Below are 22,026 nucleotides of genomic sequence, written 5' to 3'. Positions count from 1 at the left end.
CGTCGGGGGCGGCGCGACTAGGCCGTGAGGCCGAGCGCATCCATGCGTCGCGTGTGCGACGCGACGATGTCGTTGAACGCCGGCTCGAGCCGCTGCGACGGCGCGGGCGACGCGTCCTCGGGGCCGTGCACCGCCAGGTACATCTGCAGCAGCGTGTCGCCGACGAGGCGTCGACCCCATAGCGCCATGCGCGCCGCCAGGCGCGGGTTCTGCGCGATGGCGCGCTGCAGCTCGCGCGCGAGGAGCGGCTGCCCCGTCTCGCGCGTCAGCACCCGCAGCACCGCGTCGCGGTCGTCGTCGGGCAGGCCCGCGCCGTACGCGACGAAGAAGTCCGACAGCAGGCCCGTCGTCACGTGCAGCGAGAGCACCTGCTCGTACCAGTCGGCGCCCGCGACCTCCTTCGCGAAGCGCTCGCTCGAGGCGAAGAACGGCTCCATGGCGGTCAGCGGCTCGACGTCGCGCGGCAGCAGCAGCACGAGGTCGCGGTAGCGGGTGGACACGATGCGCAGCGCCTCGACGAGGTTCGCCTTCGCGGCGAGCGTGGGCGCCTCGGCCACCGCCTGCCCCGCCTGCTGCAGCACGACGAGCTGCAGCGCGAGCAGCTGGCCGAGGTACTGCTCGAGGCTCGGCTCGAGGTCCTGCAGCAGCACGCGATCGCCCTCGGGCACCACCTTGCGGGGTCGCAGCAGCGACCTCGTCACCTCGCGCGGCGTGCGATCGAACCATCGGACCACGGCGACGAGCCTAGCCATCCGCGAGAGCGCCAGCGGGCATCGGGATGCGCCGCCGGTAGACTCGCTCGCGACACACGCACTCCAGAGACGGACCAGACTTGACGTTCGCAGAACTGAACATCGATGCCGACATGGTCGAGGCCCTCGCCTCCCACGGCATCCACGACCCCTTCCCGATCCAGCAGCAGACGATCCCGCTCGGTCTCTCGGGTCAGGACATCATCGGCCAGGCCAAGACCGGCACCGGCAAGACCTTCGCGTTCGGGCTCCCCGTCGCGCAGCGGCTCGGCGCCGACCCGGGCCCCGGCGTGAAGGCGCTCATCGTCGTGCCGACGCGCGAGCTCGCCGTGCAGGTGACCGAGGACATGGTCCTCATCACCGGCAACCGACCCACGCAGATCGCGTCGATCTACGGCGGCAAGGCGTACGAGGGCCAGGTGGAGCAGCTGAAGGCGGGCGCGCAGATCGTCGTCGGCACGCCCGGTCGCCTGCTCGACCTCGCCAACCAGCGCATCCTCGACCTGTCGAAGGTCCAGGAGATCGTGCTCGACGAGGCCGACAAGATGCTCGACCTGGGCTTCCTGCCCGACATCGAGCGCATCTTCTCGCTCGTGCCGCCCGTGCGGCACACGATGCTGTTCTCCGCCACGATGCCCGGCCCGATCGTGGCGCTCGCGCGCCGCTTCATGTCGCGCCCCATCCACATCCGTGCGACCGATCCGGACGACACGATCGCGCAGGCGAACATCCGCCACCTCGTCTACCGGGCGCACGCGCTCGACAAGGACGAGGTCATCGGCCGCATCCTGCAGGCCGAGGGCCGCGGCAAGACCGTCGTCTTCACGCGCACGAAGCGCGCGGCGTCGCGCCTATGCGAGGAGCTCATCGACCGCGGCTTCGAGGCGGCTGCCGTGCACGGCGACATGAGCCAGGAGGCGCGCGAGCGCGCCATGGCGGCCTTCAAGGCTGGCAAGAAGGACGTGCTCATCGCGACCGACGTCGCCGCGCGCGGCATCGACGTCGACGATGTGACGCACGTCATCAACCACACGATCCCGGACGACGAGAAGACGTACCTGCACCGCGTCGGCCGCACGGGTCGCGCGGGCCGCACCGGCATCGCCGTGACGTTCGTCGACTGGGAGGACCTGCACAAGTGGGTCTTCATCGATCGCGCGCTCGAGCTCGGCATCCCCGAGCCGGCCGAGACGTACTCGTCGTCGCCCCACCTCTTCGAGGACCTCGCGATCCCCGCCGGCTCGAAGGGTCGCCTGCGCGCGACGCCGCCGGACCGCGTCGCCAAGCGCGAGCTCGAGCGGGAGCGCGACCGCGCCGCCCGCGACGGGGGCCGCGGACGCGGCGGCTCGAGCCGCGGCGGGCGCGGCGGGCAGCGTCGCGACCAGTCGGCGCGCGCCGAGGCGCCCGCGCGCGAGGCGCAGCCCGCCGAGGGTCGCGGCACGCACGACGGCGGCGGTGCGGAGCACCACGACGGCAACGCGGCGCCGGCGCGTCGCAGGCGTCGTCGTCGCCGCTCCGGCGGCGGCGCAGGCGCGCCCGCCGCGCCCCAGGCCTGAGGCCACGATCCCGCGCTCGGCCCCTCGACCATCCGGTCGAGGGGCCGACGTCGTGGTGCGCCGCAGCGCCCGCGAGCGCCTCAGGCGACGGACGCGCGGTACGGGTCGATCGCGATCGTGACGCCGGCCGCCTCGAGCCGGTCGATGAGCTCGTCCGAGCCCCGCGGCGTCGACTTCGCGAGCTGCGTCTCCGCATCCGTGATCGGCACGACGGCCAGGTACGAGACGCGACCCAGCGGCGTGCGGGCGGTCATGATCTCCGCGGGCAGGCCGAGCGGCGGCGCCACGAGCGCGGTCGAGAACGGCACGTCGTCGTGGAATCGGGCGCCGCTGGGGATCGTGTGACCCCACGACACCCATGTGCTGCTGCGGCGCGGGTAGCGGGCGAGACCCTTGAGCAGCCGGATGGGCCAGTAGGCCGCATCGTCGCGCAGCGCACCCTCGACGTCGGCGACGCCGTTCACGAGCCCCGGCCAGTCGGCGGGCACGCCGAGCAGCAGCTCCTGGTGCGCGCGATCGGCGAGCTCGGAGGGGACGAACATCGGCAGATGCGACATCCCGACCGTCGCGAGGGTCACGAACGGCCGACCGGCGGCGGGCGGGAAGACCGCGAGGTCGATGCGCAGCTCGTCGGGGATGCGCTCGGCGAGCACCGTCGACGGCTCCCCCAGGTGCGCCGCGAGGTGCTGCATGAGGGACTGCGCGTGCAGGTCTCCAGCTCTCAGGTCGTCCATGGGCGGATGCGGTCCTCTCGCTCGTCGACGGCACGTGCCGATCGCCAGGCTATCGGCGCACGGCCGCCGTGCCGACGGCGGGCGCGTCAGCGCGGGCGGGTGGGCTCGGCGCCGGTCGCGGCCTCGACGATCGCGTCGAGCGCCTCGGCGCTCGTCGTGTGCTCGCCGAACGCGTTGGGCTTGCCGCGGCCGTGCCAGTCGCTCGAGCCGGTCGTGATGAGGCCGTGGATGCGCGCCTGCTCGCGCAGCCACGCGCGCGCCTCGGGCGGGTTGTCGCGGTGCTCGACCTCGAGGCCCAGGAGGCCCGCGTCGACGAGCTCGGCGATGACGCGCTCGTCCATGGTCGCCTGGCCGCGGGCGGCGGGATGCGCGATGACGGGCACGCCGCCGGCGGCACGGATGATGCGCACGGCCTGCGACGGCGCCGGCGCCCGGTGCGGCTGGTAGTAGCCGCCGCGCCAGTGGAGGATGCCGTCGAACGCAGCGGAGCGGTCGGGCACGATCCCGAGCGTCACGAGCGCGTCGGCGATGTGCGGCCGTCCGATCGTCGCGCCCGGCGCCGCGTGGTCCTGCACGTCCTGCCACGTGAGCGGATGGTCGGCCCCGATGCGCTCGACCATGCGTCGGGCGCGCTCGACGCGCTCGACGCGGATGCGCTCGCGCTCCGCGAGGAACGCGGGTGCCGCGGGGTCGAGGAGGTAGCCGAGGACGTGGACGCTCGCCCACTGCTGCTGCGCGGAGAACTCGACGCCGGGCACGAGCCCCATGCCGAGCTCGCGCGCCGTCGCCGCCGCTTCCTCCCACCCCGACGTCGTGTCGTGGTCGGTGATCGCGACGGTGTCGATGCCCGCGGCGTGCGCCTGCAGCACGAGCTCGCGCGGCGACTCGGTGCCGTCGGACTCGGTCGAGTGCGCGTGCAGGTCGATGCGACCCCACGGCGTGCCCGAGCCGGGCGTGCTGGAGGGGGTCATCCCTCCATCGTAGGAGCCGCACGATCTACAGGTGCGCCGCCTACCCTGGACGGATGAAGGTGCTCGGCTGGCTGCTCGGCATCGCGGTCGCCGCCGCGCTGCTCGTCGCCGCGTGGCCGCAGACGTTCGGCCTCGAGCAGGCGCCGATCGTCGCGCAGGTCGTGTCGCTGCGGATGGGCGTCGTGGCGATCGCGGCGGGTCTGACGGTGCTCTTCCTGCTGCTCATGACGGCGAGGCGCATCCGCCGGTTCGCGGGCGCCGTCGTCGTGATGCTGCTCGTCTTCATGGTCGCGTCGTCGGGCATCCACCTGAGCCGCGGCGTCGACGACGCGCCGGTGCAGGCCGCCGAGGGCGACCTCGTCGTCGTGACGTGGAACACGCTCGGCGACGCGCCGGGCGCGGACGAGATCGCGGGCCTGCTGCGCGACACGGGCGCCGACGTGGCGATGCTGCCGGAGACGACGATCGAGACGGGCACGCGCGTGGCCGAGATCCTCGGCGCGGAGGGCAATCCGTTCTGGGCGATCACGACCGACTTCGCGAACTCCGAGTACGGGGCGCTCAACACGACGCTGCTGGTGTCGGCCGCGCTCGGCTCGTACACGGCGCAGCCGTCGGTCGACGTCGGGCAGACGAACACGCTGCCGACCGTCGTCGCCACGCCTGACGACGGCTCGGGTCCCGTGCTGGTGGCGACGCATCCCGTGGCGCCGATCCCGCAGCAGATGCGCAACTGGCGCGACGATCTCGCCTACGTCGCGAGCCTCTGCGCGCAGGGACGTTCGATCATCGTCGGCGGCGACTTCAACTCGACGCTCGACCACTGGACGTCGCTCGGCGTCGGCAGCGGCGACATCGGCACGTGCGTGGACGCTGCCGGCGCGACGGGTGCGGGCGCGATCGGCACGTGGCCGACGTGGGCGCCCGCGTGGCTCGGCGCGCAGATCGACCACGTCGTCGCCTCGGCGGACTGGCGCCCGATCGCCGCGCAGGTGCTCACGGGCTACGACGACCTCGGCACCGACCACCGCCCCGTGGTGGCGGTGCTGCGCCAGGGCTAGCGGGCAGTCCCGCGGGCGCTTCGGTGAACGCTCGCTCCCCCGTTCGCCCGAGGTGCGAGCGCAGCAGACGTCCTCGCTTCTGTGGCGCGAGCGCAGCACCTGTTCCCGCTCCCTGAGGGCGGTCATGGAGAGCTCCGAGGTGCGGTCGTGGAGACCCGCGTGCAAGCAGCATCCTCCCCGCCGCTCCCTGAGGTGCGAGCGCAGCGAGCCTCCCCGCTCCCTGAGGTGCGAGCGCAGCGAGCCTCCCCGCTCCCTGAGGTGCGAGCGCAGCGAGCCTCGAAGGGTGCCCGACGACCCCGCTCCGCTGATCGGCGAACGAGCCCGGGAGCCCCTTTCGAGGCTCGCTGCGCTCGCACCTCAAGGGGCGGTCATGGAGAGACGCGCACGCAGCACACGACGAGCATCCGGCAGCACGAAGGAAGGCCGGGTGGTGCGACCGACGACACCTCTCTGCGTTCCGCGTCGCCAACCGGCGCGCGCCGGCCTGACGCGCAGCAGGCGCGTCAGGCCGGCACGCCCCGGTTGTCCATGGCCTTCTCCACGATCCGCAGCCCCTCGAGCCCGGGCAGTGCGGAGATCTTCGTGTCGAGGTCGCGGATGAGCTTGCGGCCGTCGGGGCCCTGGAAGAGGTGGGTCATCACGTGGGTGACCTCCTCGTCGGTGTTGATGCCGGAGCCGACGGGCTGCCACACCTTCGACATGACGAAGCGGGTGATGACGCGAGCCTTCTTCGACGCCTCGAGTCGCTTGCGCGCCTGCGTCGCGTAGAAGGCGATGTGCTTCGACTCCTGGATGGCGATGCGCTTCAGCAGCGGCGTGAGCACGGGATGCGTGACCATCTTCGCGAGGCGGTGGTAGGCGGCGTTCGCCGAGTACTCGTTCGCGGCGCCGTACGTCATGTGCACGGCGACGAAGTCGTGGCCGACGACGTTGCCGAGCAGCGACTGCTTGATCGGATCGAGCCGATCCTTCCAGCCGAGCTTGATGCGGCGCGCCTTCAGCACGTCGTAGTCGACGGTGATGTCGTGCTTCGCGAGGACCGCGGCGAGCGCCTCTCCGTGCCAGAACTCCTCGCGGTTCCACATGGTCATGAAGGCGCCGACCTCGGGCTCCTTGTGCGACGGCGTCGTCAGCAGGTCCCGCAGGTAGCAGACCGTGTGGTACTCGACGTCGCACATGTAGCGCAGCGTGCGCAGCGTCGGCTCGTCGAGCGGCTGCTCGTCGAAGGCGTCGAGGTCGAGGTCGCCCCACTCGACGCCCTCGGACTGCTTCGTGTACTTGTCGATGTCGAAGGCCATGTGCCCGCTCGCCCGTCCTGCTCTACGCCGTGATGCTCCGGACCGCGCTCATGCGGCGGTCTCCGGGATGGTTCGGAGCAGCGCCCGGGATCGGACTGCCGGACCACGTCGCCAGCGTACCGACGTCCATCCGCGCCGGTCCGCCTCGGCCGCGAGCCGCGAGTCGGCGTTCACGGCCGTCGGCGTGCCGACGAGTCGCAGCCAGCCGAGGTCGGCGTGGCTGTCGCCGTAGCCGTACGACGCCGACAGGTCGGCGCCGTGCTCGTCGGCGTACTGCGCGAGCCACGACGCGCGCGCCTCGTCGACGAGCGGCGGGGTCGCGAGATAGCCCGTGAGACGACCGTCGCGCTCGTGCATGCTGCCGGCGACGACCTCGTCGAAGAGCGCGGCGACCGGAGCGGCGAGGCGGTCGAAGGATCCGGTGACGAGCACGGTGCGATGCCCGGCGGCGCGGTGCTGCAGGACGCGCTCGATCGCGTCGGCGCTCGCGTGGGACAGCATCCGCTCGCGGTAGCCGCTGCCCTGGACGATGCGCTCGAGCCGGTCGACGGCCATGCCCTCGTAGCGGCGCATGAACTCGCGGATGAACTCGCCGCGGTCGCGACGCTCGGCGGCGAGGTAGCGCGGCACGTCGGCGAGCATCCGCACGACCTCGGCGGGATACGCCGTGCGGCGCACGCCGTTCGTGCGCACCCACAGGTACTGCTCGACGATGTTCGAGTCCACGAGCGTGCCCTCGAGGTCGAAGACCGCGAGCACGTCGGAGCGCTGCGGCAGGCCCGCGGCGGACTCGGCGATCGCCGCCTTCGCCTTCGCGCGACGCCGCGCGGAGAACGACGTGGCGAGCTCGGTCACAGCGGGCAGGTGCACGTCCTGCAGGTAGTGCTCCCAGTCGATGGCCGTGATGTCGAAGCCGCGGTCGGCGGCGATCTCGGGCGGCAGCGACGCGTGCAGCGCCTTCGTGTTCGCGTCGTCGAAGATGATCTCCGACTGCACGTACACCTTGTAGAGCGCGATGAACTGGCGCAGGCGGCCGATGTCGCGCACGGCCTTGTCCGTCGACGTGCGCCAGCGGCGCGTGCGCGACGTCGTCGGCATGACGCCGAGCGCCTTCTGCGCGAGCGTCACGGCGCGCTGCTGCTGCGCGAGGCGCCGGTCGACGCGCATGCCGCCGGGGAAGGTCCACTCGGGCACGATGACGGGCGCGTCGCCCTGCTGCATGGGGTGCTTCGTGAAGTACGTCCGCACCGCCTCGAAGATCTCGTGGTACGGCAGCGGGTTCGAGCGCCCCGACGCCACCTGGTAGTACGCGGGGCTGCCGGCGGGCGGCGGCTGCGTCGCGGCCGCGATCGCCGCGTTCACGACGTGGTCGACGGGGATGACGTCGAGCACGGAATCCGGCGAGCCGGGGAACTCGGGCAGCTGGCCCTTGCCGTAGGCGACGATGAGGGGGTCTGCGACCTTGAAGCCGTCGATCCAGCCCGGGTACGGGTGCTGCGCGGCCGACTCGATGATCGACGGGCGCACGATCGACAGGCGTCGCTCGGCGCCCCACAGCTCCTCGGCGGCGCGCTCGGCGAACGCCTTCGTGAGCGTGTAGACGTCGGTCCAGCCGAGGCTCTGCGCCCGCGTGCGGCCGGCCTCGACGAGCTGCTCGGTCACCCAGGCGCGGCGTGCCTCCTCGCTCGCGGACGCGACCGCGAGCGGTCCGGCCTTGCCGTGCTCGGCGCGCGCTGCGTCGAGGAATCCCGTGAGCAGCTCTGGCATGCGCGACTGCATCTCGACGCGCTCGCGCGCCTGCCGGGCGGCACGGTGCTCGAGGCGCCAGTCGACCGAGTGCTCGAGGCTCTGCTCGAGCGCGACGCCCTTGCGCAGGCCGCCGACGTAGCAGGTGGAGATGTGCACGACGTGCGGGTCGGCGCCCGTGGCGCGCACCGCCTCGTACAGGCCGACCGCACCCCCGAGGTTCGTGTCGAACGACTCGTCGATGGGCGGGTCGAACGACACGCTCGCCGCGGAGTGGAAGACGACGTCGATGCCGGCAGGCAGCGGCGCGACCTCGTCGAGCCCGGAGTCGATGACCGTGATGCGCGTGCCGATCGCGGCATCGGCGACCTCGTCGCCGACCGCGGCGCGCCAGGCGTCGAAGACCGGCTTGCGCAGCAGCGCCGCCGCGCGCTGCTCGGCGCTCTCGTCGCCCTTGCCGCGCACGAGGATCGAGATCGTCGTGTCGGGGAACGTCGCGAGCAGGCGCTCGAGGATGGCCTGACCGACGAATCCGGTCGCTCCGGTGAGGAGGACGTGAGCGGACCCGAGGTCGTGCGGCGTCGTGGGACTCATGCCACCAGCCTGGCAGCCAGACGGTCCGCTGTCGCATCCATGCCCGGCAGCGCCGCGACGCGGTCGCGCACGCGCACGATGGCCTCGCGGCCCTGCGCACCTGCGAACGTGAGCCGCTCGAGCAGGTGCCGCGCCCTCGCGGGCACGTGGATGGCGCCGATGGGCCATGCGGCGCCGAGCAGCGCTCGGCGCGTGAGCCGGCGGGCGCGCGTCGAGCGGGCGAGCCTCGCGTGCGCCTCCTGGCCGAGGAAGTCGAGGTGGCGCGCCTGGACCTCGTCGACGATGCGGGCGAGCACGTCGATCGTCGTGTGGCGCGCGTGGCGCGCGAGGGCACCGAAGGCCTCGCCGATGATCCACTCGTCGACGAGCCCGGTCGCGGCGTGGATGGCGACGACGTCGTTTCCCGTCACGTTGGCGAGGATCGCACGGCGCACGGGTCCTCGACGCTCGGCGAGCTCGCGCGGGCGGAGCCGCGGCCGGCCGTGCAGCTCGGTGGGGTGACCGTGCGCCTCGAGGATCGCGCGCAGCGCGTCGGCGATCCAGAAGCGCTCGTACGCCCACGTCACGAGGAACGCCGTCATGCGCGCGTCCTTGTGCGTCGCGGTCACGAGCATGTCGCGCAGACGCCCCATCGTGGCGGCCTCGACGTGGTGCAGCACGGCGACGAGGCGCAGCGAGACGTCGTCGAGCGGGCTCGCGACGAACGCATCGAGGTCGAGCGCGTCGCGGTGGCTGCCGCGCGCGTCGCGGGCGAACGCGCGCACGTCGAAGCCGCGCTCGGGCGCGGTGGTGCTGGTCATCGTCTCGACGATACCGGCCCGAGCATGGCTCGCCGATCGGTCGATCGACGGTCGAGCCCCTCGACCGGGGCGCTCGCTAGGGTGGGGCGCATGCGTGCGCTCGTCACCGGTGCGTCCTCCGGCATCGGAGCGGCCTTCGCGCGCGCCCTCGCCGCCCGCGGTCACGACCTGGTCCTCGTGGCCCGCGATCGCGCGCGGCTCGAGGCGATGGCGGCGGAGCTGCCGGTCGACGTCGAGGTGCTGCCCGCGGACCTCGCGGTCCGCGACGAGCAGGAGCGCGTCGCCGCGCGGCTCGAGTCCGAGGACTCCCCCATCGGCATGCTCGTGACGTGCGCCGGGTTCGGGATGCACGCGCCCATCATGAGCGCGGACCCCGCCGAGCACGACCGTGCGTGGGAGGTCATGGGGCGCTCGACGCAGCGCCTCGCCGCCGCGGCGGCGCGTGCGATGCGCCCACGCGGCGAGGGCGCGATCGTCACGGTGTCCTCCACCGCCGGGCTCACTGCCATGGGCGCGTACGCGGCGATCAAGGCGTGGGTGACGACGCTGACCGAGGGGCTCGCGAACGAGCTGCACGGCTCGGGCGTCACCGTCACGGCGCTGCTGCCCGGCTGGGTGCGCACCGAGTTCCACGAGCGGGCGGGCATGGCAGCGTCCGGGCTGCCCGACGTGCTGTGGCTCGAGCCCGACGCCGTGGTCGCGGCATGCCTGCGCGACGTCGATCGCGGCAAGGTCCTGTCCATACCGAGCGTTCGGTACAAGGCGTTCGCGGGATTGCTGCGCGTCATGCCGCGCTCGGGCGTGCGAGCGCTCTCGCGTGCGCTGCGATCGCGTCGCGATCGATAGGTTGTCCTGGTGGCAGACGCCTCGCATCCCCGCGACCGCTTCGACTCGAAGGCGCATGAGGTCGCTCGCTTCGGCGCGCAACGCGGCGTGCTGAAGTCGGCCGTCCACGCCACCGTCACGCTGCACGCCGTCGACGCCGAGAAGGCGGCAGCCCTCGAGGGGAAGCCGTTCATCCTCGTCGCGAACCACTCGAGCCACCTCGACGCGCCGTCGATCCTCTCGGCCCTGCCGTGGCGCATCGCGAAGACCCTCGCGATCGGCGCCGCCGCCGACTACTTCTTCGACGTGTGGTGGCGCCGCGGACTCACCGCGCTGTTCTTCAACGCCTTCCCCGTGCAGCGCTCCGGACGGCGCAAGCAGGTGGTGTCGGCGCGCAGCCTGCTCGAGCGCGGCATCCCCGTGCTGCTGTTCCCCGAGGGCACGCGCTCGAAGACCGGCAGGATGGGGCCCTTCCGCCCCGGATCGGCGGCGCTCGCCACGAGCCTGGGCGTGCCGATCCTGCCCGTCGCGCTCATCGGCGCGCACGAGGCCCATCCGCGAGGGTCGTCGTGGCCGAAGCCTGGGCGACTGCCCGTGACGGTCGTCTTCGGCGACCCGATCGCACCGATCGAGGGCGAGACCGCCCGCGACCTCACCGCCCGCGTGCAGGCGGAGGTCGTCCGACTCGTGACCGTCCACGGCGGTCCTGACGCGAAGGAGCTGCCGGCATGACCGTCGAGCACATGAAGTGGTGGGGCTGGGGCCGCGAGGGCGTCGGGTTCCACTTCGAGGACAAGCCCGCGTTCGCGCCCTTCGTGCAGCAGGCCGTCGGGCTCGACCTGCACGCCGCCCCCGCCGTCGACACGCCGTCGTTCGACGCGCTCGACGTGCCCGCGTCGCAGGCGCCGTCCGCACTCCTCGACGAGCTGCGCGGCGCCATCGGGGCCGAGCACGTCGTGACCGAGGACCTCGATCGCGTCGTGCACACGTACGGCAAGTCGATCCGCGACCTCATCCGGGTGCGCGCCGGCATCCTGCCGCGCATCCCCGACGTCGTCGCCTACCCCGGCGACGAGGACGACGTGGCCCGCATCGTGCAGGTCGCGGTCGCCGCGAACGCCGTGCTCATCCCCTTCGGCGGCGGCTCGAACATCGCAGGCTCCCTCGAGCCGACCGCGACCGAGACGCGACCGATCGTGTCGGTCGACATGGGTCGCATGCGCCTGCTCGTCGACATCGACGAGCCGTCGCAGATCGCGCGCATCCAGGCGGGCGCGCTCGGGCCCGACCTCGAGGCGCAGCTGAACGCGAAGGGCTGGACGCTCGGCCACTTCCCCGACTCGTTCACGCACTCGACGCTCGGCGGCTGGGTCGCGACGCGCTCGAGCGGCATGCAGTCGGACAAGTACGGCGACATCGCCGAGATCACCCGAGGCATGCGGGTCGTGCGCCCCGACGGCACGCTCGTCATCCGCGCGATGCCGAACGCGTCGACCGGGCCGAGCGTGCGCGAGATGGTGCTCGGGTCGGAGGGCCGTCTCGGCATCATCACCGAGGTCTCGGTGCAGGTGCACCGCGTCCCCGAGGAGCGCGTCATCCACGCGTACTTCTTCCCGCGCTGGAACGTCGCGCTCGGCGCGATGCAGGCGATCGCGGCGTCGGATGCCGCACCGTCGATCACACGCGTGTCGGATGCGCGCGAGACGGCGTTCTCGATGTCGACGAGCAAGCTGCGCACGGGCACGTCGCGCATCCTCGCCGAGGAGGTGCTCCCCCGTCTCATGCGGTCGAAGGGCTGGGACCTCGACGAGATCTGCATGTCGTTCATCGGCTACGAGGGCTCGCCCGCGCACGTGCGCCGGCAGCGCGCAGCGGTCGAGAGGATCGTGAAGGCGTACGGCGGCATGGGCGTGGGCACCGGCCCCGGCGTGCTGTACGACCAGAAGAAGTTCGACACCCCCTACCTGCGCGACTTCCTCCTCGACCGCGGCGCCGTCGCCGACGTGTCCGAGACCGTCGCGCCGTGGTCGCGCCTGCTCGAGCTGTACGACGCGACCGTCGCCTCGGCGAACGCCGCCTACGAGCGGATCGGGCAGCCCGGCTGGATCATGTGCCATCTGTCGCACTCGTACCACTCGGGCGCGTGCCTCTACTTCACGTTCGCGTGGGTCGCGGGCGGCGACGAGATCGCCGAGTACGAGACCGTGAAGTCGGCCATCCAGCAGTCGTTCGTCGACCACGGCGGCTCGATCTCGCACCACCACGGCGTCGGCTTCGAGCACGCGCCGTGGCTCGAGCAGGACATCTCGGCCGAGGGCGTCACGGTCATGCGCGGACTGTTCGCCGCGTCCGACCCGCAGCGCATCCTCAACCCGGGCGCGATCGTCGCCGACTGACGCCGCCGTCGCGCTGGGTCAGGCGTCGAGCTCGACCCAGCCGGCGGCGTCGTCGCGCGCGAAGCGTCGCGACGGGACGCCGTCGACGGGCTGCGGGTCGCGCAGCCAGCACGTCGCGTCCGGCGACCATCCCGCGATGACGGTCGCTGCGTCGTCGTCGACGCGCAGCGCTCGTCCCGCGCCCTCGAGCCAGCAGCGCACGTCGAGGTGCACGGCGTCGTGGTGCGCCGCGACCGCGACCCAGTCGGGCACGATCCATGACGCGTGCCGCTCCCCCGTCGTCCGCGTCCAGTCGTGGCGACGGGCGAAGGTGACCTCGAGCGGATGGGCTCGGCACAGCGCCAGCCAGTCGTCGATCGACGCGATCCGGAGCAGCCGGTCGGGCTCGCGCATCGCGATCGCGGTCGCGCCCTGCCAGCCGAGCTCGTCCTCGACGAGAGCGAGCGCGATGGGCAGGCGACCGACGGTCTCGGGCGTCTGCGGCGTCGACCACCACGCGCCGCCGACCGGCACGCCTCCTGCGTCGAGCGGGTGGGCGCGCATCGCCTCGTCGTCGGCGAGCTCGGCCGCCCGCGCCGCGGTGAGGTCGACGGCCGTACGCGGCGGCGTCTCGTCCCATCGCACGAGCCAGGAGCCGCGCGCCCGGCCGTCGCGCAGCCAGTGGTCGCTCGCGGCGACGGCCTCGGCGATCGGAGCGAGGACGTCGCTCACGACCCGGTCGCTCGCGATGCGATCGTCGGCGTCCGGCTCCTGCCAGTACCGGGCTGAGGACACCGCGCTGGAGAGCGCAGCGTCGACGACCGCTGCGTCGACGTCGACGTGCGACGCCAGGATCGCCTGAACCACGTCGTCCACCGAGCGGTGCGGCACGGCGTCGGCTGCAGCGCTCCCCGGCCCGTCGAGCGCGATCCACGTCGTGCCGACCGCGGGGTCGTCGCGCTCGATCGCCCATGCAGCCCAGAAGACCGCCTCCCGCACGCGGTCGTCGTGCATCGCGACGTCGAGGCAGAGGCGGCGACCGCGCGGGCCGGCGAGGAGTCGGGCTGCGAGCGACGTCATGATGGCTCCCGGGCGCGCAGGCGGTCGATGGCCGCGACGATCGCCTCGAGCACCTCGCGGCTCTCGAGGCTCGAGAAGTGCCCGGCGGCGCGCAGGCGCACGACCTCGCCGCCGACGAGCGGCGGCGTGGCGGGCACGTGCGGGTCCCACGCGGGCACGAGCTCGACGATGCGCGCATTCGCCTCCGTCTCGGCCGCGAGCTCCCGCAGCGCGGGCGAGTCGTCGCGGAGCTCTGCGAGCGAGCGCCACCATGGCAGCAGCCGAGCGCGCGCGGATCCGCCGAACGGCGTCGCGACGGCGACGAGGCCCACGAGCCGCACGCCCTCGGGCGTCGCCTGGGCGATGCGGTCGCGCGCCCAGTCGACGAGCACGCGCTTGCCCGTCAGCCCGCCCTTCGAGTGCGCGACGAGCACGACGTCGCCGTGGAGGTCGTCGATCGCCGCGCGCACGAGCGGCACGGCGTCGACGAACGGCGCGAGGTTCCACCCGAGCGCGGGCACGGCGCGGACCCCGAGCCCCCGCGCCGCCAGCCGCCGCGCGAGCGGCTCGAGGTACCGCCAGCGCTCCCACACCCCCGGCAGGAGCACGACGGTCGCGGCGCCGGCGGGCGGCGGCACGTCGTAGGGCGTCGTGCGACGCACGAAGGCGCGCAGCTGGCCGCGCGTCGCATCGACGTAGTCCAGCGCCCACGTCGCGCCGCGCCGAACGAGGTCCGGGATCATGCGCCCGTGTCCTCGAGGAACCTCGTCACCATGCGGGCGACGGGCTCGGCGCCCGTGATCATCGCCTCGTGCCCCTTGCCTCGCGCCTCGCGGAACGTGGCGTCGGGGATGAGGGAGGCCACGTGCCGCGTCCAGCCCCGGGGGCAGACGACGTCGCTCGAGCCGCGCACGACGAGCGTCGGGCAGTCGATGCGCGGTGCGACGTCCTCGATGCGGTGGGCGAGCATCGCGTCGAACTGCGTGAGGAACCAGCGCGGACCGGCCTGCGCGTACATCCGCAGGCCGACGGCGGCGACGATCGGCGGATCGTTGACGAGATCGAGCAGCAGCCGCGCCGTCTGCGACCGCTTCGAGCGATGCCTCGCGTCGACCGTCGGGCCGATGAGCACGAGTCGCTCGACGAGGTCCGGGTGCCGTGCGGCGAGCTCGGCGACGACCTGCGTGCCCATCGAGTGGCCGATGGCGACGACCGGGGCGATGCCCAGGTCGCGCAGCACCGCCGCGACGTGGTCGGCGCACTCCGGCATCGACGCCTGCCTCGTCGGCTCCGGCGACTCCCCGAAGCCGGGCAGGTCGATCGCGACGACGTCGTACGGGCGGCAGAGCTCCTCGCGCAGCAGCCCGAAGTACTGCTGGCCCATGCCGATGCCGTGCACGAGGACGAGCGTGCGCGCATGGCCGCCGCGCCAGTGCCAGGCGACGACGACGTCCTCGCCGCGCCGATGCTCCGACCGCGTCGCACCCAGCCGACCGCGATTCTCGGCGCGCCAGGCGCGTCTGCCCGCGCGCAGTCGACCGCCCATCGTCCGATCGTAGGACCGCGAGCCTGGGCGACGGTGCGAGGATGGATGCCATGAGCGACACGACGACGAGCGCAGCCGAGACCACCGCCGAGCCCCAGGCGAACGAGCGCAACGCCGGTCGGTCGACGACGCCGCTGTCGAGCCGCTTCGTCGAGCACGTGCAGCAGGGCTGGGCGGACCGCGAGGAGGTGCTGCCCGAGCCGCGCGCCGCTGCCGCCGAGGCGGCCGCGCGACGCGCCGCGCTGTCGGCGAAGCATCCCGGCGCCCGCATCGTCGTGCCCGCCGGACCGCGCAAGCAGCGCTCGAACGACACGGACTACCCGTACCGCGCGGCCCCCGACTTCGCGATCCTCACGGGCTGGGGGGCCGACGCCGAGCCCGACTCCGTGCTCGTCCTCGAGCCCACCGACGACGGGCACGACGCGACGCTCTACTTCCGCCAGCCCGCCGGCCGCGACACGACGGAGTTCTTCGCGAACGCCGAGATCGGCGAGTTCTGGATCGGTCCGCGCCCCTCGCTCGCGCACGTCGCCGCCGACCTCGACGTCGCGACGAAGGACCTCGCCGAGGTGGACGCGGTGCTCGACGACGCCTCGGTGCCCGTGCTCGTCACGACCGAGGGCGATCCGGCGATCGTCGCTCGGCTGAGCGAGCGCGCCAACGCGAGCGCCGAGGGCGCCGACGTCGTCGGCCGCGACCTCGCAGAGCTGCGCCTCGTCAAGAGCGCGTGGGAGATCGCCGAGGTGCAGCGCGCCGTCGACGCGACGCAGGCGGGCTTCGAGGACGTCATCCGCGACCTCGACGCCGCTCGCGCGCACGCCCGCGGCGAGCGCGTCGTCGAGGGCACCTTCCACCGCCGCGCGCGCATGGACGGCAACGCCGTCGGCTACGACACGATCGCGGCCTCGGGTGCGCACGCGTGCATCCTGCACTGGACGCGCAACGACGGCGTCGTGCGCGACGGCGACCTCATGCTGCTCGACGCCGGCGTCGAGGTCGACTCCCTCTACACCGCCGACGTCACGCGCACGCTGCCGATCTCCGGCACCTTCTCCCCCGTGCAGCGGAAGGTCTACGAGGCCGTGCTCGAGGCGGCCGACGCCGCGTTCGCGGTCGTGCGGCCCGGCATCGTGTTCAAGGAGATCCACGCGGCCGCGATGGAGGTCATCGCGCGACGCACCGCCGAGTGGGGGCTGCTGCCGATGTCGGCGGAGGAGTCCCTCGAGCCCGAGAACCAGCTGCACCGGCGGTGGATGGTGCACGGCACGAGCCATCACCTCGGCCTCGACGTGCACGACTGCGCGCAGGCGCGGCGCGACTTCTACCACGACGGCATCGTCGAGGAGGGGATGGTCTTCACGATCGAGCCCGGCCTCTACTTCCAGCCCGACGACCTCACGGTGCCCGAGGAGCTGCGCGGCATCGGCGTGCGCATCGAGGACGACGTCGTCGTCACGGCCGACGGCGTGCGCAACCTCTGCGGCGCCATCCCGCGCACGGTCGACGACGTCGAGGCGTGGATGGCGCGGCTGCGCGCCTGAGCGCTCCGGCGCTCCGGCGCTCCGGCGCTCCGGCGCTCCGGCGCTCCGGCGCTCCGGCGCTCCGGCGCTCCGGCGCTCAGAGCGTCACGAGGCCGACGGCGATGCCGAGCATGACGACGGCGATGCCGGCGTCGAGGATGCGCCACGCGCGCTCGGTGCGCATGACGGGCGCGAGCAGACGAGCGCCGTAGCCGAAGCCCACGAACCAGACGGCGGCGGCGACGAGCCCGCCGACGAGGAACGACCAGCGCGCCTCGCCGTGCGTCGCGGCGATCGAGCCCATGACGAGCGTGGTCTCGATGAGCGCGTGCGGGTTGAGCCACGTGAGCGCGAGGATCGTGAGCACGGCCGTGCGCCGCGACGTGCGCTGCCGCACGGCGACGCCGCCCTCGCCCGCTCCCGTCTCGTCGGGCGCCGCGACGAGCGAGCCGCCTCCGCGCCATGCGCGTCGCGCGCACACGAACGCGTAGCCGACGAGGAAGATCGCGCCCGCCCACCGCGCGACGCCGTCGAGCCACGGCACGTGCTCGACGAGCACCGCCACGCCTGCGACGCCAGCGGTCTGCAGCACGACCTCGCTCGCGATGCACGCGAGCACGATCGCGCCGACGTGCTCGCGGCGGATGCCCTGACGCAGCACGTAGGAGTTCTGCGCGCCGATCGAGACGATGAGGCCGAGGCAGATGGCGAGTCCGGCGAGGAAGGCGGCGAGCGAGAGCACGCGTCGACGCTACGACCGTACGACCTGCAGCACCAGCGCAGGGATCTGCAGCACCTGAAGCAGCGCTGCAGGTAGCCTCACGGCATGGACCTCCCCCGCGACCTGCTGCGCACCCTCGTCGCCGCGGTCGACGCCGGCACCCTCGACGGCGCGGCGCAGGCGCTCTCCCTCACCCCCTCCGCCGTGAGCCAGCGCATCCGGGCCCTCGAGCGGCAGCTCGGACGCGTGCTGCTCGCGCGGACGCGACCCGTGCGCCCCACGCCCGACGGCACGATGCTGCTGCGCCTGGGTCGGCAGCTCGCGCTGCTCGAGCACGAGGCGCTCCGGGCGCTCGGCGCCGACCAGGGCACCGCGACGATGCGCCTGGGCGTCAACGCCGACTCCCTCGCGAGCTGGTTCCTGCCCGCGGTCGCCGCCGTGGCGCAGCGGCACGACGTCGTCGTCGAGCTGCACCGCGAGGATCAGGAGCGCACGGCGGCGCTGCTCGAGGCCGGCACGGTCATGGGTGCCGTCACCGCGCAGCGCGAGCCGGTCCCCGGGTGCGTCTCCTCGCCGATCGGCGCGATGCGCTACGTCGCGGCGGCGAGCCGCGACTTCGCCGCGCGATGGCTGCCGGAAGGGGGCACCGCCGCCGAGCTCGCCCGCGCGCCCTATGTCGACTTCGACGACTCCGACGTGCTGCAGTCGCGCCACCTCGGCGCGCGCGGCGTCGAGGGCTCGCCGCCGCGCCACCTCGTGTCGGCGTCCGCGGAGTTCGGCCACGCGATCGAGCTGGGCCTCGGCTGGGGCATGCTGCTGCCCTCGCAGCTCGCCACCGGCGCGTTCGTCGCGCTCGACGGCGACCCGATCGACGTGCCGCTGCACTGGCAGCGCTGGAACCTGGCGTCGACGCTGCTCGACGCCATCACGGACGCCGTGGTCGCGGCTGCCGCGGAGGCGGCCGACATCGTCGCTACGCCTGCGGCGTCTCGGGGGCCGGCGCGACCGGCGCCTCGGCCGGCGTCGTGACCGGCGCGGGTGCCGAGCGCTGCCCGATGACGTGCATCGCTCGACCCGCGATGCCCTGCGGCGCGACGACGTCGTAGCGGGCAGCCATCACCTGCTGCACGCTCGAGAACTCGCGGCGCTTGCGTGTCATGGCATGCGTGACGATCGCCAGCAGGATGCCCATGGCCGCGCCGAGCAGCGGCAGGATGAACGCCGACTGCAGCGACTCGGGCATGAGCAGGTAGATCGCGAGCCCGAAGAACACGCCGAACATGAGCCCGCGCAGCAGGCCGTTCAGCGCGACGCGACCCCAGGTGAGCCGACCCATGACCCGTTCGACGAGCTTGAGGTCGTTGCCGACGATCGCGAGGCCGCGGATGTCCGCGTCCGACTCCGACAGCCTGTTCACCGCCGCCTGCGCCTCGGCGTAGGTGGGGAACGACGCGACGACGATGCCGTCGGGCAGTCGCTGCTCGCCGCGGTCGGAGGGCTGGAGGATGGTCACGCCTCCATGGTCCCACGTCGCGCGGCGCTGGCGTGGGGCGTTCGCGACCCGCGAAGCCCACAGGTAGCGTTGCACCGTGAGCAGCAAGGCGTTCGTCGCACGGCTCGCGGGCTGCCCCGTCTTCGACCCCCAGGGCGACAAGGTCGGGCGCGTCCGCGACGTCGTCATGGTGCCGCGCGAGACCGCGGCGCCTCGCATCGTGGGCTTCGTCGTCGAGGTGACGGGCAAGCGTCGCGTGTTCCTGTCCGTCGGCCGCGTCATGGCGATCGGCGGCGGGCAGCTCATCACGACGGGCCTCATCAACCTGCGCCGGTTCGAGCAGCGCGGCGGCGAGCAGCTCGTGCTCGCCGAGGTGCTCGGCCGCTCGGTGACCCTCCGCGACGGCACCGAGGCGCGGCTCGAGGACCTGTCGATCGTCGAGACCGCGCCCGGCGAATGGGTCGTCGACCAGGTCTTCCTCCGCAAGCCCCGCACGTCGCCGTTCGGCAAGGGGCCTACGACCCTCGCTCGGTGGATGGACGTCGTGCACGACGACGCCGGCGAGCAGGAGTCGGACCACATCCTCGCGCAGCTGCAGGACCTGCCCGCCGCCGACGTCGCGACGGCGCTGCTCGACCTGCCCTCGCAGCGCATGCTCGAGGTCGCCGGCGACCTCTCCGACGACCGCCTCGCGGACGTGCTCGAGGAGATGGGCGAGGACGACCAGGTCGCGATCCTCGACGCGCTCGGCGACGACCGCGCCGCCGACGTCCTCGACCAGATGCAGCCCGACGACGCCGCGGACCTCATCGCGCAGCTGCCCGCCGAGCGCGGCGAGGCGCTCCTCGAGCTCATGGAGCCGGAGGAGGCCGAGGACGTACGCATGCTGCTCGCCTACGGCCAGGACACCGCGGGCGGCCTCATGACGACCGAGCCCGTCATCCTCGCCTCGGATGCGACGGTCGCCGAGGCGCTCGCGACGATCCGGCGGCACGAGATCGCGCCGGCGCTCGCCGCGGCCGTCTTCGTGACGCTGCCGCCGTACGAGCCGCCCACGGGCGCCTTCCTCGGCGTCGTGCACTTCCAGCGACTGCTGCGATACCCGCCGAACGAGCGCCTCGGCACGCTGCTCGACCCCGCCCTCGAGCCCGTGCGCGTCGACGAGACGGCAGCCGAGCTCACGCGCCGCATGGCGACCTACAACCTCGTGTCCGTGCCCGTCGTCGACGACCAGTCGCGGCTCGTCGGCGTCGTGACGGTCGACGACGTGCTCGACCACATCCTCCCCGACGACTGGCGCCGCGACGACGCGGAGGTGCGCCGTGGCTGACCGTCGGGACGAGCGCGAGGAGCGCCAGGATCGGCTCGCGACCCCGAAGGGCGCCGGCCGGGGCCTCTTCGGTCGCCGACGCGGCCGACGCGAGTCGAAGGACCGGTTCGGCGGCTTCAGCGAGGCGATGGCGCGCGGCATGGGCACGCCGTGGTTCCTCGTCGGGATGACGATCTTCGTGACCTTCTGGCTCGGCTACAACTCGATCGCGCCGCACGACTCGCAGTTCGACCCCCAGGACCAGGGCTTCCCGCTGCTCACGCTCGCGCTGTCGCTGCAGGCCTCCTACGCCGCCCCGATGATCCTGCTCGCGCAGAACCGGCAGGATGACCGCGACCGCGTGCAGATCGAGCAGGACCGCGTCCGCGCCGAGCGCAACCTCAACGACACCGAGTACCTCGCCCGCGAGGTCGTGGCGCTGCGCCTCGCGATCAAGGACATGGCGACGAAGGACTTCATCCGCGCCGAGCTGAAGAGCCTGCTCGACGACATCGAGGAGCAGCGGCGAGCCGAGTCGGACGCCGGGGACGCCGGGCCCGAGTCGAGGCCGTGACGGACGCGGCGACGGCGGATGCCGTCCGCGCGGCCCTCGCGCGGGTCGTGGATCCCGAGATCCGCAGGCCCATCACGGAGCTCGACATGGTCGGCGACGTCGCGGTCGACGGCGGTGTCGCGCACGTGGACCTGCGGCTCACGATCGTCGGATGCCCCGCCGCCGATCGCATCGAGGCGGACGTGCGCGCGGCGACGCTCGGCGTCGACGGCGTCGACGCCGCCGAGGTCGCGGTCGGCGTCATGACCCCCTCCGAGCGGCAGGCGCTCGTCGAGCGGCTGCGCGGCGCCCGCACGATCGCGTTCGGCCCCGACTCGCTCACGCGCATCGTCGCGGTCACGAGCGGCAAGGGCGGCGTCGGCAAGTCGACGCTCACCGCGAACCTCGCCGTCGCGCTCGCGCGCACGGGCCTCCGCGTCGGCCTCGTGGACGCGGACGTGCACGGCTACTCGATCCCCGGCATCCTCGGCGTCGACGACGCGCCCACGCGCGTCGGGGACCTCATGATGCCGCCGACGGCGCACGGCGTGCACGTCGTGTCGATCGGCATGCTCGTCGAGGGCAACCGCGCGGTCTCCTGGCGCGGACCCATGCTGCATCGCACCCTGCAGCAGTTCCTCACCGACGTCTGGTGGGGCGACCTCGACGTGCTGCTCATCGACATGCCACCGGGCACGGGCGACGTCGCGATCTCCCTGGGGCAGCTGCTCCCCCACGCCGACGTGGTCGTCGTCACGACGCCGCAGCGCGCCGCCGCCGACGTCGCCGAGCGCTCCGCGGAGGTCGCGCGGCAGACGGGGCAGCGCGTCGTCGGCGTCGTCGAGAACATGGCGGGACTCGTGCAGCCCGACGGGGGCGTGCTCGAGCTCTTCGGTGCCGGCGGGGGCGCGGAGGCTGCGGCGCGGCTCGAGGTGGAGCTGCTCGCGAGCGTGCCGCTGTCGATGGCGCTGCGGCAGGACGGCGACGCGGGCACGCCCGTCGTCGTCGCGCATCCCGACGACCCCGCCGCGCGCGCGATCGCGGCGCTCGCCGAGCGCCTGCGCGGCGGCCGTGGGCTCGCCGGACGCGCGCTGCCGTTCTCGACCCGCTGAGG

Annotated in this window: 21 protein-coding genes; 10 read left to right on the top strand and 11 right to left on the bottom strand. The window is 73.3% G+C overall.

The annotated features are described in order from the left end of the window. Window positions 1-17: 17 nt before the first annotated feature. Window positions 18-734: a ferritin-like fold-containing protein gene (locus C1N71_RS15265; RefSeq protein ID WP_254678104.1), complete on the bottom strand. Its 717-nt coding sequence runs from the start codon at window positions 732-734 to the stop codon at window positions 18-20. A gap of 131 nt (window positions 735-865) precedes the next feature. Between C1N71_RS15265 and C1N71_RS04970 the strand changes: the two genes are divergently transcribed. Further along, window positions 866-2,308 carry a DEAD/DEAH box helicase gene (locus C1N71_RS04970; RefSeq protein WP_137757198.1) on the top strand — a complete coding sequence of 481 codons (1,443 nt, stop codon included), beginning with the start codon at window positions 866-868 and terminating at the stop codon, window positions 2,306-2,308. An 80-nt stretch (window positions 2,309-2,388) separates the two neighbouring features. Here C1N71_RS04970 and C1N71_RS04965 read toward each other — a convergent pair whose 3' ends face one another. Beyond that, window positions 2,389-3,042, bottom strand: a complete 654-nt coding sequence (locus C1N71_RS04965; RefSeq protein ID WP_137755402.1) for a suppressor of fused domain protein — start codon at window positions 3,040-3,042, stop codon at window positions 2,389-2,391. Between the two features lie 86 nt (window positions 3,043-3,128). Next, complete coding sequence (locus C1N71_RS04960; protein WP_137755401.1) at window positions 3,129-4,013, bottom strand: PHP domain-containing protein; 885 nt, start codon at window positions 4,011-4,013, stop codon at window positions 3,129-3,131. 53 nt (window positions 4,014-4,066) lie between these two features. Here C1N71_RS04960 and C1N71_RS04955 point away from each other — a divergent pair, with 53 nt between their 5' ends. After that, the gene (locus C1N71_RS04955; RefSeq protein ID WP_137755400.1) at window positions 4,067-5,074 is read left to right on the top strand and encodes an endonuclease/exonuclease/phosphatase family protein; all 1,008 of its coding nucleotides are present in this window, start codon (window positions 4,067-4,069) and stop codon (window positions 5,072-5,074) included. A 503-nt stretch (window positions 5,075-5,577) separates the two neighbouring features. On the opposite strand, the gene C1N71_RS04950 is transcribed toward C1N71_RS04955, so the two are convergent. The 3 genes from C1N71_RS04950 to C1N71_RS04940 are packed head-to-tail and all read right to left on the bottom strand — an operon-like array spanning window position 5,578 to window position 9,512. Continuing rightward, complete coding sequence (locus tag C1N71_RS04950; protein WP_137755399.1) at window positions 5,578-6,372, bottom strand: ferritin-like domain-containing protein; 795 nt, start codon at window positions 6,370-6,372, stop codon at window positions 5,578-5,580. Window positions 6,373-6,420: 48 nt separating this feature from the next. Further along, entirely contained in the window at window positions 6,421-8,712 is a 2,292-nt protein-coding gene (locus C1N71_RS04945) for an SDR family oxidoreductase (protein ID WP_137755398.1), read from the bottom strand. After that, the gene (locus C1N71_RS04940; RefSeq protein WP_137755397.1) at window positions 8,709-9,512 is read right to left on the bottom strand and encodes a hypothetical protein; all 804 of its coding nucleotides are present in this window, start codon (window positions 9,510-9,512) and stop codon (window positions 8,709-8,711) included. The genes C1N71_RS04945 and C1N71_RS04940 overlap by 4 nt, the downstream gene beginning before the upstream one ends. 90 nt (window positions 9,513-9,602) lie before the next feature. Between C1N71_RS04940 and C1N71_RS04935 the strand changes: the two genes are divergently transcribed. Genes C1N71_RS04935 through C1N71_RS04925 form a run of 3 tightly spaced genes read left to right on the top strand, consistent with a single transcriptional unit; the run spans window position 9,603 to window position 12,733 of the window. Further along, window positions 9,603-10,358 carry an SDR family NAD(P)-dependent oxidoreductase gene (locus tag C1N71_RS04935; protein ID WP_137755396.1) on the top strand — a complete coding sequence of 252 codons (756 nt, stop codon included), beginning with the start codon at window positions 9,603-9,605 and terminating at the stop codon, window positions 10,356-10,358. Window positions 10,359-10,367: 9 nt separating this feature from the next. Continuing rightward, complete coding sequence (locus C1N71_RS04930) at window positions 10,368-11,069, top strand: lysophospholipid acyltransferase family protein (protein ID WP_137755395.1); 702 nt, start codon at window positions 10,368-10,370, stop codon at window positions 11,067-11,069. Next, complete coding sequence (locus C1N71_RS04925) at window positions 11,066-12,733, top strand: FAD-binding oxidoreductase (protein WP_137755394.1); 1,668 nt, start codon at window positions 11,066-11,068, stop codon at window positions 12,731-12,733. Before C1N71_RS04930 ends, C1N71_RS04925 begins: the two co-directional genes overlap by 4 nt. Window positions 12,734-12,751: 18 nt before the next feature. On the opposite strand, the gene C1N71_RS04920 is transcribed toward C1N71_RS04925, so the two are convergent. From C1N71_RS04920 to C1N71_RS04910, 3 genes are read right to left on the bottom strand one after another with little or no spacing between them, the layout of a single operon-like run. Continuing rightward, complete coding sequence (locus C1N71_RS04920; RefSeq protein ID WP_137755393.1) at window positions 12,752-13,792, bottom strand: hypothetical protein; 1,041 nt, start codon at window positions 13,790-13,792, stop codon at window positions 12,752-12,754. Beyond that, complete coding sequence (locus C1N71_RS04915; protein WP_137755392.1) at window positions 13,789-14,514, bottom strand: esterase/lipase family protein; 726 nt, start codon at window positions 14,512-14,514, stop codon at window positions 13,789-13,791. Before C1N71_RS04915 ends, C1N71_RS04920 begins: the two co-directional genes overlap by 4 nt. After that, a complete protein-coding gene (locus tag C1N71_RS04910) occupies window positions 14,511-15,317 on the bottom strand; it encodes an alpha/beta fold hydrolase (protein WP_137755391.1) in 807 nt (268 codons plus the stop codon). Before C1N71_RS04910 ends, C1N71_RS04915 begins: the two co-directional genes overlap by 4 nt. 50 nt (window positions 15,318-15,367) lie before the next feature. On the opposite strand from C1N71_RS04910, the gene C1N71_RS04905 reads away from it, so the two are divergent. Further along, entirely contained in the window at window positions 15,368-16,858 is a 1,491-nt protein-coding gene (locus C1N71_RS04905) for an aminopeptidase P family protein (RefSeq protein WP_175414107.1), read from the top strand. A 76-nt stretch (window positions 16,859-16,934) separates the two neighbouring features. Here the strand turns inward: C1N71_RS04905 and C1N71_RS04895 are convergent, their stop codons facing one another. Beyond that, window positions 16,935-17,579 carry a LysE/ArgO family amino acid transporter gene (locus tag C1N71_RS04895; RefSeq protein WP_254678103.1) on the bottom strand — a complete coding sequence of 215 codons (645 nt, stop codon included), beginning with the start codon at window positions 17,577-17,579 and terminating at the stop codon, window positions 16,935-16,937. An 84-nt stretch (window positions 17,580-17,663) separates the two neighbouring features. Between C1N71_RS04895 and C1N71_RS04890 the strand changes: the two genes are divergently transcribed. After that, window positions 17,664-18,587 carry an ArgP/LysG family DNA-binding transcriptional regulator gene (locus C1N71_RS04890; protein WP_137755389.1) on the top strand — a complete coding sequence of 308 codons (924 nt, stop codon included), beginning with the start codon at window positions 17,664-17,666 and terminating at the stop codon, window positions 18,585-18,587. On the opposite strand, the gene C1N71_RS04885 is transcribed toward C1N71_RS04890, so the two are convergent. Further along, complete coding sequence (locus C1N71_RS04885) at window positions 18,532-19,071, bottom strand: general stress protein (RefSeq protein WP_137755388.1); 540 nt, start codon at window positions 19,069-19,071, stop codon at window positions 18,532-18,534. The two genes, C1N71_RS04890 and C1N71_RS04885, sit on opposite strands and share 56 nt — an antisense overlap. A 76-nt stretch (window positions 19,072-19,147) precedes the next feature. On the opposite strand from C1N71_RS04885, the gene C1N71_RS04880 reads away from it, so the two are divergent. The 3 genes from C1N71_RS04880 to C1N71_RS04870 are packed head-to-tail and all read left to right on the top strand — an operon-like array spanning window position 19,148 to window position 22,024. Next, complete coding sequence (locus tag C1N71_RS04880; protein WP_254678102.1) at window positions 19,148-20,380, top strand: magnesium transporter MgtE N-terminal domain-containing protein; 1,233 nt, start codon at window positions 19,148-19,150, stop codon at window positions 20,378-20,380. Beyond that, entirely contained in the window at window positions 20,373-20,933 is a 561-nt protein-coding gene (locus tag C1N71_RS04875; RefSeq protein ID WP_254678101.1) for a DUF1003 domain-containing protein, read from the top strand. The genes C1N71_RS04880 and C1N71_RS04875 overlap by 8 nt, the downstream gene beginning before the upstream one ends. Then, entirely contained in the window at window positions 20,930-22,024 is a 1,095-nt protein-coding gene (locus C1N71_RS04870) for an Mrp/NBP35 family ATP-binding protein (RefSeq protein ID WP_137755387.1), read from the top strand. Before C1N71_RS04875 ends, C1N71_RS04870 begins: the two co-directional genes overlap by 4 nt. The last annotated feature ends 2 nt before the right edge of the window (window positions 22,025-22,026 follow it).

It is taken from the genome of Agrococcus sp. SGAir0287, from assembly GCF_005484985.1.
In the GTDB taxonomy this organism is placed as follows: Bacteria; Actinomycetota; Actinomycetes; order Actinomycetales; family Microbacteriaceae; genus Agrococcus.
This window is presented reverse-complemented; position numbering and strand designations above follow the sequence as displayed.